Annotated in this window: 16 protein-coding genes and 1 pseudogene; 6 read left to right on the top strand and 11 right to left on the bottom strand. The window is 61.5% G+C overall.

Annotated elements, in window-relative coordinates; genetic code table 11:
• A partial coding sequence (locus LJ738_RS20835) for a LytR/AlgR family response regulator transcription factor (RefSeq protein ID WP_227788285.1) occupies nucleotides 1-637 on the bottom strand: 637 nt, incomplete at its 3' end.
• Complete coding sequence (locus LJ738_RS20830) at nucleotides 634-1,749, bottom strand: sensor histidine kinase (protein WP_227788284.1); 1,116 nt, start codon at nucleotides 1,747-1,749, stop codon at nucleotides 634-636. The genes LJ738_RS20835 and LJ738_RS20830, both read right to left, overlap by 4 nt.
• A 1,267-nt stretch (nucleotides 1,750-3,016) precedes the next feature.
• On the opposite strand from LJ738_RS20830, the gene LJ738_RS20825 reads away from it, so the two are divergent.
• Nucleotides 3,017-3,967: a replication initiation protein gene (locus LJ738_RS20825; protein WP_187455457.1), complete on the top strand. Its 951-nt coding sequence runs from the start codon at nucleotides 3,017-3,019 to the stop codon at nucleotides 3,965-3,967.
• A gap of 41 nt (nucleotides 3,968-4,008) precedes the next feature.
• On the top strand, nucleotides 4,009-4,278 hold the full coding sequence (locus LJ738_RS20820; RefSeq protein WP_227788283.1) for a thioredoxin family protein: 270 nt from the start codon (nucleotides 4,009-4,011) through the stop codon (nucleotides 4,276-4,278).
• Nucleotides 4,279-4,287: 9 nt separating this feature from the next.
• On the opposite strand, the gene LJ738_RS20815 is transcribed toward LJ738_RS20820, so the two are convergent.
• A complete protein-coding gene (locus tag LJ738_RS20815; RefSeq protein ID WP_227788282.1) occupies nucleotides 4,288-4,542 on the bottom strand; it encodes a hypothetical protein in 255 nt (84 codons plus the stop codon).
• A 209-nt stretch (nucleotides 4,543-4,751) separates the two neighbouring features.
• Here LJ738_RS20815 and LJ738_RS20810 point away from each other — a divergent pair, with 209 nt between their 5' ends.
• Nucleotides 4,752-4,922 (top strand): hypothetical protein, encoded by a 171-nt coding sequence (locus LJ738_RS20810; protein WP_227788281.1) that lies wholly within the window; start codon nucleotides 4,752-4,754, stop codon nucleotides 4,920-4,922.
• Between the two features lie 46 nt (nucleotides 4,923-4,968).
• On the top strand, nucleotides 4,969-5,217 hold the full coding sequence (locus tag LJ738_RS20805) for a hypothetical protein (RefSeq protein ID WP_227788280.1): 249 nt from the start codon (nucleotides 4,969-4,971) through the stop codon (nucleotides 5,215-5,217).
• Between the two features lie 12 nt (nucleotides 5,218-5,229).
• Here the strand turns inward: LJ738_RS20805 and LJ738_RS20800 are convergent, their stop codons facing one another.
• The 8 genes from LJ738_RS20800 to LJ738_RS20765 all read right to left on the bottom strand — a co-directional run bounded on the left by LJ738_RS20800 (nucleotide 5,230) and on the right by LJ738_RS20765 (nucleotide 10,161).
• Nucleotides 5,230-5,856, bottom strand: coding sequence for an RNA polymerase sigma factor (locus tag LJ738_RS20800; RefSeq protein WP_227788279.1), 627 nt, complete (start codon nucleotides 5,854-5,856; stop codon nucleotides 5,230-5,232).
• Nucleotides 5,857-6,327: 471 nt separating this feature from the next.
• Nucleotides 6,328-6,621, bottom strand: a complete 294-nt coding sequence (locus tag LJ738_RS20795; RefSeq protein ID WP_227788278.1) for a hypothetical protein — start codon at nucleotides 6,619-6,621, stop codon at nucleotides 6,328-6,330.
• A gap of 137 nt (nucleotides 6,622-6,758) precedes the next feature.
• Nucleotides 6,759-7,037, bottom strand: a complete 279-nt coding sequence (locus LJ738_RS20790; RefSeq protein WP_227788277.1) for a hypothetical protein — start codon at nucleotides 7,035-7,037, stop codon at nucleotides 6,759-6,761.
• A 77-nt stretch (nucleotides 7,038-7,114) separates the two neighbouring features.
• On the bottom strand, nucleotides 7,115-7,717 hold the full coding sequence (locus LJ738_RS20785; protein ID WP_227788276.1) for a hypothetical protein: 603 nt from the start codon (nucleotides 7,715-7,717) through the stop codon (nucleotides 7,115-7,117).
• A 249-nt stretch (nucleotides 7,718-7,966) separates the two neighbouring features.
• The gene (locus tag LJ738_RS20780) at nucleotides 7,967-8,371 is read right to left on the bottom strand and encodes a hypothetical protein (protein ID WP_227788275.1); all 405 of its coding nucleotides are present in this window, start codon (nucleotides 8,369-8,371) and stop codon (nucleotides 7,967-7,969) included.
• 46 nt (nucleotides 8,372-8,417) lie between these two features.
• Entirely contained in the window at nucleotides 8,418-8,750 is a 333-nt protein-coding gene (locus tag LJ738_RS20775; protein ID WP_227788274.1) for a hypothetical protein, read from the bottom strand.
• Between the two features lie 20 nt (nucleotides 8,751-8,770).
• A complete protein-coding gene (locus tag LJ738_RS20770; protein WP_227788273.1) occupies nucleotides 8,771-9,061 on the bottom strand; it encodes a hypothetical protein in 291 nt (96 codons plus the stop codon).
• A 92-nt stretch (nucleotides 9,062-9,153) separates the two neighbouring features.
• A complete protein-coding gene (locus tag LJ738_RS20765; RefSeq protein ID WP_227788272.1) occupies nucleotides 9,154-10,161 on the bottom strand; it encodes an ArdC family protein in 1,008 nt (335 codons plus the stop codon).
• A 397-nt stretch (nucleotides 10,162-10,558) separates the two neighbouring features.
• Between LJ738_RS20765 and LJ738_RS20760 the strand changes: the two genes are divergently transcribed.
• The gene (locus tag LJ738_RS20760; protein ID WP_187455491.1) at nucleotides 10,559-11,026 is read left to right on the top strand and encodes a LexA family protein; all 468 of its coding nucleotides are present in this window, start codon (nucleotides 10,559-10,561) and stop codon (nucleotides 11,024-11,026) included.
• Nucleotides 11,027-11,028: 2 nt separating this feature from the next.
• A pseudogene (locus LJ738_RS20755) lies at nucleotides 11,029-11,139 on the top strand (Y-family DNA polymerase); the annotation flags it as partial.
• Nucleotides 11,140-11,198: the final 59 nt, after the last annotated feature.

Here is an 11,198-nt window from a genome sequence, read left to right as displayed (position 1 = left end):
AGCGGTGAATGCGCAGGAACACGGCCGGGTCGAGCCGCTCGGCCAGCTGGCCCAGGGCCGTGCGCAGCGGGTAGTGCCTGCCGGCCGCGTGCAGCAGCACGCCGTTGCCGGTGGCTTCGAAGTAGCACACCTCGGCGGCCGGCACGAAGAAGCTGCGCTCGGGCAGCTTCACCAGAAACTGGTCCTGATAGTCGGGCACAGGCGGGGCGGTCCAGCTGTGCAGCAGGGCCGCCAGCGCGGGGCCGGGGGCCGGGCTTTGGCGCAGCAGCAACTGCGGCGGCAGCCGGCCCACGCAGTCGGCAAACCGGTCGGGGTCCAGCGGTTTGAGCAGGTAATCGACGGCGTGCAGGGCGAAGGCCTGCACCGCGTACTGGTCGTAGGCCGTCACGAACACCACCAGCGGGAGCGGCTGGCCGGCCGCCTGCAGCCGCCGCAGCACCTGCACGCCATCAAGGTCAGGCAGCTGCACATCAAGGAAAACGACGTCGTATGCGCCGGTGTGCAGGGCGGTGAGGGCCTCGGTGCCGTTGGCGGCTTCGCCCGTTACGGCCAGCGCCGGAAAATCGGCCAACAGTTCGCGCAGCAGGCTGCGCGCCAGGGGCTCGTCGTCGACCAGCAGCGTGCGGATGGGGCTCATGCGGGCTCTGGGGTAACGCCGGCCACCGCCCGCCGGAACGGGATGGACAAGCGCAGGCAGTAGCCGCACGCCGGGGCCGACTCCACCGCCAGGGCATAGTCCGGGCCGTAGAGCGTGGCCAGCCGGCTTTCCAGGTTGCGCAGGCCGATGCCCCGCGCGGCGGTGTCGGCCGCGCCCCGGCCGTTGTCCTGCACTTGCAGCAGCAGCCGGTCGCCCTGTTTTTCGGCCCGCACGGCCAGCTCGCCGGCCCCGGCGCGGGGCGCCAGGCCGTGGCGCACGGCGTTTTCCACCACTGGCTGCAGTAGCAGGGCGGGCAGCAGCGCCCCTTCGGTATCGGGGGCAATATTGTAGCGCACGGCCAGCCGGTCAGGGAAGCGGGTTTGCTCGATTTCCAAGTAGAGCCGGGTGAGGCGCAGCTCCTGTTCCAGGGTCACTTCCTGCTCGTCGGTACCTTCCAGCACCAGCCGCAGAAACTGGCTGAGCTGGGCCAGCATGCGCCGGGCGGCCTTCACGTCCTGGCTCATCAGGGCCGAGACGGCGTTCATGGAATTGAAGAGAAAGTGCGGCTGGAGCTGCATTTTCAGGGCCTGCAGCTGGGCCTGCACCAGCTGGGTTTCGAGCTGGGCGGCCCGCACCCGGCCTTCGCGGTACCGCTCGCGGTACTGCACGGCGTAGGCGATGCAGAGCAGCATCCAGTAGATGGGCACCCAGTTGTTGGCGTTGGCGACGACGGTATTTAGAGAGATGGCGCCCGGCGTAGCCCCGCTGCCGTGCATCACGGTGGCGTACACCAACCGGTAAGCAAGCGTGAGGACGTAGCTGGCCGCCGCGTGGGCCAGCAGGTGCGGCAGCCGGTGGCGGCGTTCGAGGAGGTTGAAGCGCGCCGCCAGGGCGAACACCACGGGCGTGAGCAGCCCCCAAATCAGCCCGTGCAGCAGGCGCCCGCCCAGGGCCTCGCGCCAGTCGGTGGGCGTGCCGGCCGAGAGGTTCTGCACGAAAATCAGCAGCACCATGAACCCGCTGAACAGCAGCCACGCCAGGGCAATGGTGGCGCCGCTCACCAGGGGCGGGGTCTTCTGCGGCGTTTTCAAGGGCCCTGCGGTCGTGCTCATGCGCTTTAAAGGTAGCGAAACCCACCGCCACCGCGCCGTCCTGGCATTCAGAATGGCCTTTTTGGCGGGCCAATGGGCCTTCGGGCCGGTATTGGGCGAGCTCGATTACCCCGCCGGGGCTAAGCGCACGGGAAGTTTGTGAAAAAGGTTAGCCGTAGCAGGCGCGGGCCTCCCACCGAGAGTCAGACAATTCTCACTAGCCTGTTTAACCTTTGTACCAAACTTTTAACCAAGGCCAATTTTCCCGGGGATGGCCACCGCAGCAGTGACACAGTAAGGCAGTAAGGTGGGTTAGCCGGCAATGCACGGAGGAAGTCGCACTGCGTTTCCCAGGAGCGTTCTGAAGTCTGGCACTCAGTGCCCCGTGTGAGCTACCGGCGCAACGAATCGGAGGTTGTTCAAGAACACCCGGTGCTCGGCGTGAATAAGATTGTGTCCAGTGACCGGCGCGCAACAGCTCGCTTAACTTTTCAATCAAGGCCATCTCTCACATTTTATAAGCAAGGTTGCCGAAGCTTCTATTGGAAGCATTTCAGCCCGTAACTCATTACCCGAAGCTGAAAAATTCAATAAACCTTACCAACATGCTCAATAGGGCGTTTTGGGAGGGCAAAATCGAGGCTTTACTGTAGTTGCTGCGCTGAGGTTTCGCTTATAAAACGTGCTAGTTGGCTCCTCTGAGGGCTCAGGCGACTTATAAAACGTGGTAATTCGTTGTTAGTTAGAAGTTAGTATAAAGTTAGTAACTAATAATTACTCCTTGAAAAAAGCCGGAATGACTTATAAAAAGTGGTGCAAGCGCATGAGCAGCCCGAGGCTCAGCAGTAACTGGAGCTACTTATAAAACGTGGTTTTAAGCGGGTAATATACTGCCGCTACTTAGAAAAGTGCAATCCATGTGGTCGTTAGGTCAATCTGTTTTTTTGTTGTTTTCTTGTTTGTTCTGGCCCGTGGTTTGAACCACCACCCTAAAAGCTATTCCGAATGCGCATCAACAACCTTTGTGAATTTATTTGTTAATCCTTGTCTATTTGTAGGGCTCACAAGTACCTGATAATCAATAGCATATAAAGGTATAAAACCACTTTTTATAAGCGAAAAACCACTTTTTATACCTTTTATTACCACGTTTTATAAGTGAACTCTCACGTTTTATAAGTCTAGCCACCACGTTTTATAAGTGAAAAACCACGCCCAACTACCACTGTGGTTTTTTAGCTACCGGCTCATTACATTTGCTTCATCCCGCCGCCTTATGTCCTAGTCTATGAAGCCCGAAGATACCGCCGTTGTCCTAGTTGAGCCTGCTCCGGTCCCGGTCGTCCGCCAGCACAATGCCATCACCCAGGCCCGCTACGACTACACGGCCTGCCAGCTGGACATCTTCTTTTACCTGCTCTCCCGGCTGCGCCGGGACGACACGGCGGACCAGGAGTACACCATCTACGTGAAGGACGTGGAGGCGCTGACCGGGCGGCAGTGGAACTACCAGCAGCTGCGCGAAGCGACGGCAGATATGGGCTCGCGCATGTTCGAGGTGGAAAACGAGCGCACCTACCAGCAGCTGTGGATGTTTCAGCGGGTGGAGTACATCAAGGGCAAGGGCTGCCTGCAGATTCAGCTGGCGGCGCCCATCCGGCCCTTCCTGTTCAACCTCAAGGAGAACTTCACCTCCTACCAGCTGCACTCGGCCCTGAAGCTGAGCAGCAAGTACGCCAAGCGCATCTACCAGCTGGTAAGCCAGTGGAAGGACAAGACCTCGACGCGCACCTACCCGCTGGACGAGTTCAAGCAGATGCTGCACCTGAAGGACCCCAAGGGCAAGGAGCCGGAGCTGTTTCAGAACATCAGCCAGCTCAAGGCCCGCGTGCTCGACATCGCCGTGCGCCAGGTCAGCGAGCACACCGACCTCAAGATTAACTACGAACTGGTCAAGAAGGGCAGGGCCTACGACGCGGTACGTTTCACCATTGCCCGCCAGCAGCCCCAGCAGCTGCCCATTCCCTTCGAGCAACCTTCGGAGGATGCCCGGGCCAACGCGGCCCGGCAAAGCCTGGAACAGCTGGGCATCACCCAGCCCCAGCTGGTGGCCACCATCTTGGGCGACCCGAAGCACCTGGACCAGCTGTTCAAGTTTACCTATCAGCTCAAAACCGACAAGGTCAAGGCGACCAAGAATCCCGGTGGGCTATTTTTGAAAATCTGTGGGTTACGATAAGCCGCTGACTAAACCGACTACCGTTCCCATAACCTGAATTAGTGGACCTGGTCATGTTCACGGCCGACCACTGCGCGACCAGCGAGCAGCTGCGGCCCGTATTCGAGCTGTTTGCGACGTATAAAGCGTACGCGGGCATTGCGTTTTTGCGCTTGGATGCCGACCAGACCCCGGTTGCCAAGCAGGCCTTGCAGCAGCAGAATACGCCGTTTTTTGTCACTTACGACCAGGGACGCCTGGTGCACTGCGACACGTTGCACACCGAACAGCAGCTGCACGCCCTGCTGCACACCCTGCGCCAGCCCGCTTAGCCGGTTGCCTTACGCCACTTCCTGCCAGGCGGGCGCTTCCACCGGCTCGGGGCGGGGAGAGCGGGCGGTATGCGCCAGCAACTCCCCCGAAACGGAAACCAATGTGCTGGCCAGCACCGGTCGGGAAGGCATCGGCTCCCTCCGGCCCGGGTCGGCCTGGGCCTTCCAGCGGGCCACGTCCTGCGGGGTGTATTTCGTCCAGACTCCCTCCCGAAAACAGGCCAGGCAGCAGAACAGCAAACCAAACAACACGCAAAAACTCATGGCAACGGACCGGGTGAAGGCTCCTGATGGGAGCCGATGGGCGGTGTACCCCCGGGCCCTGGGAAAAGTTGCGGCCTTTGGGCTTCTTCTTCTATCTTTGGGTACCTGCTGGGCAGTGGGTTGCCACTTTTGTAGCAGTAGAAGGAGAACCGCCCCGCTGGGCGGTTCTCCTTCGTCTATTTAGGGCAAGCCGGTTAATTGACGACTATATGACGTGGCTGGAGGCAATTCTGGGGGTGCTTTTCGTCGTGTCCAGCGGCTTGGCCGTGGCCGCGCAGCGACGCTACCTGGCCCTGCAGCGCAAGCACAAGGTGCTGCAGCGGCTCTACGACAAAGCCGAACAGCAGCTCAGCACCTTGTGGGCCAGTAAAAAGGAATAAGAATAAGAAAAACAGCCTTGGCAGTCCGCTGCCGAATGAATACCCCATGACGCGACAGGAACTGGAAGCCGCGGGCTTCGTTTACGCCGATTACCTGCCTCAAGGAACCCGCTACGGCGAGGGTGACCTGTACGTGCTGCTGTCCGGGCGAAAAACCGTCCGCGTCTACTTGCCGACGGCCTCTGACGTGGTGGAAATTGCGACCGGGGACATTTTCGCGCCGGAGGTGCACTACCAGGGCCCGGTCACCGACGTGGAAGAGCTGCTGCGGTACGTACACGGCGCCCTGCTCTAAGTCCCGACGCCCTTACAGCGCGGCCGCCCGGCCCTTCGCCAACTCGAACAACAGCTCGCGGGCCCGAAACAGCTGGGCTTTGACGGTGCCCAACGGGGCTTGGGTTTCGGTGGCAATTTCATCGTAGCTGCGTTCCTCGAAATAGCGCAGGCGCACGAGCCGCCGGTACTTGGGCGGCAGCCGTTCCACCAGGGCCTGCACCAGTTCCTGCCGCTGCTGCCGGATGTAGGCCTCCTGGGGGTCGGGGTCCTGGGCGGGTACTTCCAGGAAGAAGCCTTCGCTGGTTCCCGTGGATACTTCCTGATGAATGGACTGGGTGTGAAGCTTTTTGCGACGGACAAAGTCGATGCTGTGGTTGCTGGCGATGCGAAACAGCCAGGTGCTGAAGGCGTACTCCGGCCGGTAGCAGGCCAGGGAACGAAAGGCCTTGGCAAACACTTCAAGGGTGAGGTCGTCGGCGTCGTCGGGGTCGTGCACCATTTTCAACACCACGTGGTACACGGACCGGCGGTACCTGTCCAGCAAGGCTTCGTAGGCGTTGGCCTGGCCGGCCAGCGCGGCTTGAATGCAGGCCACATCGTGTTGGGCGCGCGCGGACAGCTCGGGTTTGGGGTCGGTGTTACCAGCAACAAAAGTCATGGACAGGGAGGGAAAGCAGAAGCGCCCCAAGAACCGAACAAAAGAGCGAACTACGGCCCCGGGCGGGGAGCCGCTCTTCGGGGCAATTACCCGGATAAACCGGACGGTTTACCAGAAGTACCCGGCTATGGTGGAAAGTAGTCCGGGCTTTCCCGGCCAACGCCACTGCAACAGCCCCTTGCTGCTATAAAAAGGCCGGATACGGTGGCGCTGATTTAAAAATCAATGGGCTGATTGAAGAGCACTTCCCGCCGGACGGACGCATTTATCTTGTTGAACCTTATTCTCATGCGGATACCCAGGGTTTTCTCACCCGCTTTAACGCGCAGCTAGTCCAAAAACGACCCGGTGACCTGCTCTTAAAGACTTCACCTTGTCGCGGCGCCACACATTCCGCACCAGATTTCATTATACTTCCTTCTTACCCGTACAACGACAGGAGGCCTAAACCGGCCTGCGCAGTGCCTGGTGCTATTCCGTTGCGGACGCCGCTGAGTGATTGGCTTCGTTGCGAACTATAGCAAACAACTCCTCTTCGGACACCTGGAGCACCCGCGCCAGCTGCTGCAACTCCTCCACGGTGCACGTGCCCGGGCGGAGCTTGCGGGTGTCGTAGGTACGGGCCGATACTCCCCAGGCCGCCACGATGCGCTTGCGGGTGCCGGCTACTTCGAGCAATTCCGCCAAGGTGCCGGGGTGGTGTACCCGGGGAGGACTGGTCAGCGGCTCGGTAAAAGCGACGGTAGGGGCAGCAACTTTCGACATCAGAAAAAGCTAAAAAAGGCACAGAATAAAGCGCGTAAGGTATGCTCTTTACGTCGTAGCTGAAAAACCAGCTTAGCCATTTTTAGAAAATCAAGCCGGCTGGGCTTTCGCAATGCCATTGCTACTGCTACTGGCCATTACCACAGACACCAGTCCTCGCCCCGCAGCAGCAACCGATGGCCGCCGCCGCCCTGGGCTGCTTCCGTGGCCAGAGTCTGCTCTTCCCAACTCGCGCACTCGGCTACTACCAGCGCCAGCCACTGCCGCAGCTGCCCCGCGGCCGTGCATCCGCTGATATACTGCTCAGCGGATTGCCGGCGGTCCGGGGTAATGGCGGGGTGCTGCAAAATGCAGCGCAGCTCGGCGCGGAGTGCCTCCACTGCCGGAGCGCCGGGCAACTGGGATACTGCGGGCATGAGTGAGCGGGTAAAGTGAGGCCGGCCGCGAGTTCAGCCGCCCCGGGTTCTGGCGGAGCGGCTGAGCGCGGGCGGGGTTAGCGCATCAGGTTGGACTTCATCAGCAGCACCGGGCCGGCCACCACATCCACGGGGGAGTACTGGTCGAACGGGTAGGTCTCAAACCAGGCGGCCGTGGCCAGCGGGTTGATGGGCCGGCGGCGGTCTTTGCCTTCGTCATCAAAAACGAGGATATACCCTTCGTAGGGCCCGTGCTGCGGGCAATGCACGTCGATGTAACTCGCCTCCAGCGCCGCGCAAAGCTGGGCTAGCTGAAAGGTTTTGCGGCCCTTCTCCGGGCGCACCTCGCGCACGCTGCCGTCCACGCCCAGCAGCATGGCGGCGCCCTCGGCGGGGAGCATCGCGGCGTGCTGGCTCCGGAAGTATTCTCCCAGCGCCTCCCGCGAAGGGTATTCCAGCGCGCCCACTACCTGCAGCGGGCTGCGGTCGTAGGTCGTGGTAGGGAAGAGGTTGCCGGTGGTGCCACACAGGGCCACAATCTGGGTGGGCTGGCCGGCGCGGGTGCGCAGAAACAGGCGGGGAGGCAGGGGGAAATTGGCTCCCTCGGGCTTTACCAGTTCCGTGTTGTGCAGACTAAAGAGCAGGGACTGCGGGCGAGTTGAGCGAGGGGCTTTTTCCATGATACAGAGCTGATTTATTGCTGGTTGCTTCTGTATCATAAACGAATTAACGCCTCCCGTAGTTCTCTTTTTGCGCTATATTTAATACCTTTTTGCTCTTTTCATCCAACCTTCTTTACCCCACAGCCCAGCCCTCACTAGACCCCAAAAGCGCAACGGCCTGGCTCAGCTGTTGCGCCCGGAATGGATAGCCGCTAGTCCACGGCAAACATGGTTGCCTGCCGGGCCATCCGCTGCAGGGGCACGCGCTCAGGATGCACCCGCGGCCGACGCCAGCGTTGCCGCTGGAATTGCCAGGCGCCGGTGCGGGCTCCGGCTGGTTGCGGGCGGCTGCTCCCGCGAGGGCTCAAACCAATCCCGGTAGGCAGTCGTCAGCCGGTCGGCCACGATGGCCAGGCGCTCGGTTTCGCCGGCGCGCAGTACCCAGACGTGGGCACTGCCGCAGCCGACCTCGTAGCCGGCACCCAGCAATTTCTTCACTGCCCCCGCCAGCCCGCGCAAATCGACGGTGTGGCTGTGGGCCTGCACGTGCCGGCGCAAGGCCTCCAGGCGGCGCTTTTCAGCGGCGTCAGCGGGTTTCTGCTCAATGGCCAGGTAGGCCTGCTGGGGCGGGAAGGGATTAGCTAAAGGAATAGATTTCAGGAACTGAGTCATGAGAGTAGGGTAGGGGGGTGAAGGGAAGCCAAAAAGGAGGTGCTACTCAGCGCGCCTGCAGGTAGCGAATGTCCCGGAAGCCGGCCAGCAGCCGGGCCGTGGCAAAAGCCTGGGCCAACCGGCCGCGGTAGTAGTCGGCGTGCAGCTGGCCGACGTGGGTGAATTCATAGGCGAGCCCGGTAGGGCCCAGGGGCTGCAGAAACTGGTCGGCCTCCTCGGCACTGAAGCCGCTCAGGTCGCGGCCGCCCCGGCAGAGCAGCACCTGCCCCCCCGGCCGCTCCCCCGGGCCCCGCTCATACACCTCGTAGATGAGGCCCACGGCCTGCTCGCGGGGATAAAGCACGGCGTCGCCGATGGTTAGCTGGTGGGGAGTATTCATCGGGAGGGGTGTAGTAAGGTTTAAAGCAAAAGCAGGCTATACTGGCCGCCCTGGTTTTCACGGGTGGTGCGAACCGCCTCGCGCGCAATGGGCCGCAAGGACTTCACCAGGGCTTCGAGGACCTGAAAGTCGTCCGCCGTGGCCACGCCCAGCTGCAGGCGCCCGGCCACTTCCAGCGTCAGGCCTTCGTTGTTGAGGCCGTAGCCGCGCTGCTGCATGTCGGCTTCCACGTCGGTCAGCGCGGCGGCAACCCGGGCGCGGTACTGGTTCCAATCGGGGTCCCCGAAAACGGGGGCTTCGGCTGCATTCATGGGGCGGTGGGGAAGTAATGACAGGGTAGTGATGAGCAGGTAAGGAGCCGGCCGGAGGGGCAGCCGCCGGCAGCGGCTGCCCGTGGCGGAACTCAGGCCGCGGCCAGCCAGCTGAGTTCGGCGTCCCGGTACTGCCGGCTGACCTCGTCCTCGGCCTGCGCGAATTCCAGCACCCGGGCCGGCGCGGGGGCGGGGGCTGCTTCGCCCGCTTCTTCGACTCCCAGAATCAGCTTGGCGGCGCGCTGGGCCTTGCTGGCGGCTTGCAGCACCAGCTTTTTATCGTTTTTGAGCCGCTCCAGCCACGTCTGGATGTAGGCCACGGCATTGGTCTCGGTCTGCGCGGTATCGAGGCCGGCGGCCGCGCACAGGAAGGAAGCGCCCATCTCCGCCGTCAGCTCCTCGCGGGCGTAGCTGGCCGAAAGCTTGCCTTCGCCGGCGGTCAGGTCCGGGCGGTCCTGCCGGGAAGCGTGGCCGGTGCTGTGGGTCAGCTCATGAAACAGCGTAGCGTAGTAGCCTTCGCCCGTGGTGAAGGTGTCCCGGGCGGGCATGTTGACCAGGTCCAGCGACGGGGAGTAGTAGGCGCGCTGGTGCCGGTGCTCAATGGCGGGGCGCCCTTCCCAGCGGCACACAATGGCTTCGGCCGCCGCTATGGGCGTGTGGTCGTGGCGCTCCACGGCGGGCAGGTCAAACTCGATGCCCTCAATGTCTTCCACCGAAAACACGGTGTAGTACTTCAGGAAGGGCAGCTTTTCCTCTTTGCCGGTTTGCTCGTTCTCGCGCACCGACACGTTGTAGTACACGACCGGATGCCCCTTGGCGCCCTTGCGCACATTGCCCCCCAACGCCAGCGCCTGTTTGAAGGTCAGGAAAAAGGGCAGGGCGCCGCTGAAGTGCAGCAGAAAGGCGTTGATACCCGAGTATGCGGCACCCGTGGCGTAGTTGCGGGGCAGGCCATACACCGCGTTCCACGGCTTGCGCCACGGAATCACGCCGCCTTCCAGCGCCGCCACAATGCGGTCGGTTACAATCTGGTACACATCGGGGCGGGTAGGGGCGGCGGTGGCCGTTGTGCGGGTGGCGGACTTGCGGGTCTTTTTCATAGTAAAGCGCTGTTTTTGTGAGCGTTTGTTATACCTATTAAACGAAAATAGCCCTCCCATAGTTTGCTTTTTGCTCCTTATTTTATATCTTTTTGCTCTTTTTATTCAGCCTTCTTTCCCCACTGCCCCCTCCGGGAGCGGATTAAATCAACCACTTCTTTCAACTGGTCAGCTTTAAGCCTGAGGAGTTGAGAAACCACTTTTTATAAGCGAAGGGGTGCCCCGACGCGGGCCTGTTATTGGGCAGGCTGACGGCGGGGCGCGGCGGGCTGGTGACGGTTGCGCACGGCCCTTCAGGCCCGACTCAGCGTCCAGACAAACTATTGTTTTTAGCTTTCTTGTTACTAATTTTATTAGTAGCGCGTATCATTGTGGGTACGCCTACTCTATACCACCCATGCGCAACGTCGAACTAATCCCCGTCCATGACTCCCAGACCCCGTTTTTACTACCGCTTTTCAGCTGTTCGGTATCCGCCGGCTTTCCCTCGCCGGCATCGGACTATACCGATGAGCTCTTCGATTTGAACCGCCTGCTGCTGCGTCACCCGGACGCCACGTACCTGGTGCGGGTGAGCGGGGAGAGCATGAAAAACGCCGAGATTCACGAAGGCGACCTGCTGGCCGTGGACAAGCAGCTGGAAGCCGACCACAACCACATCGTGGTGGCCGTCGTGGATGGGGAGTGCACCGTCAAGCGCCTGGTCTGCGTGCACGGCACCTGGTGGCTCAAGCCGGAGAACCCCGACTACCAGCCCTGGGAGATTCGCGACGCCGGCGACGTGCGCATCTGGGGGGTGGTCACCCACGTGCTTCACGAGCTGATACCTGGCAAATTGGCGGCTTTGCTGCGCACCCGCGACTAGCCATGTATGCCTTAGTCGACGCCAACAACTTCTACGTGTCCTGCGAGCGGGTCTTCCAGCCCCGGCTCGACGGCCGGCCCGTCGTGGTCCTTTCAAACAACGACGGCTGCGTGCGACTTGTTGCCTGTGAACTAACTAAGCAGGCGTTCTTTAGCTCGGGCTAAAGAACAAC

Origin of the sequence: Hymenobacter plasmatis (assembly GCF_020711255.1) — a bacterium.
Taxonomy (GTDB): Bacteria; Bacteroidota; Bacteroidia; order Cytophagales; family Hymenobacteraceae; genus Hymenobacter.
The sequence above is the reverse complement of the archived record's forward strand: the minus strand, read 5'-3'. Positions and strand labels throughout refer to the sequence as shown.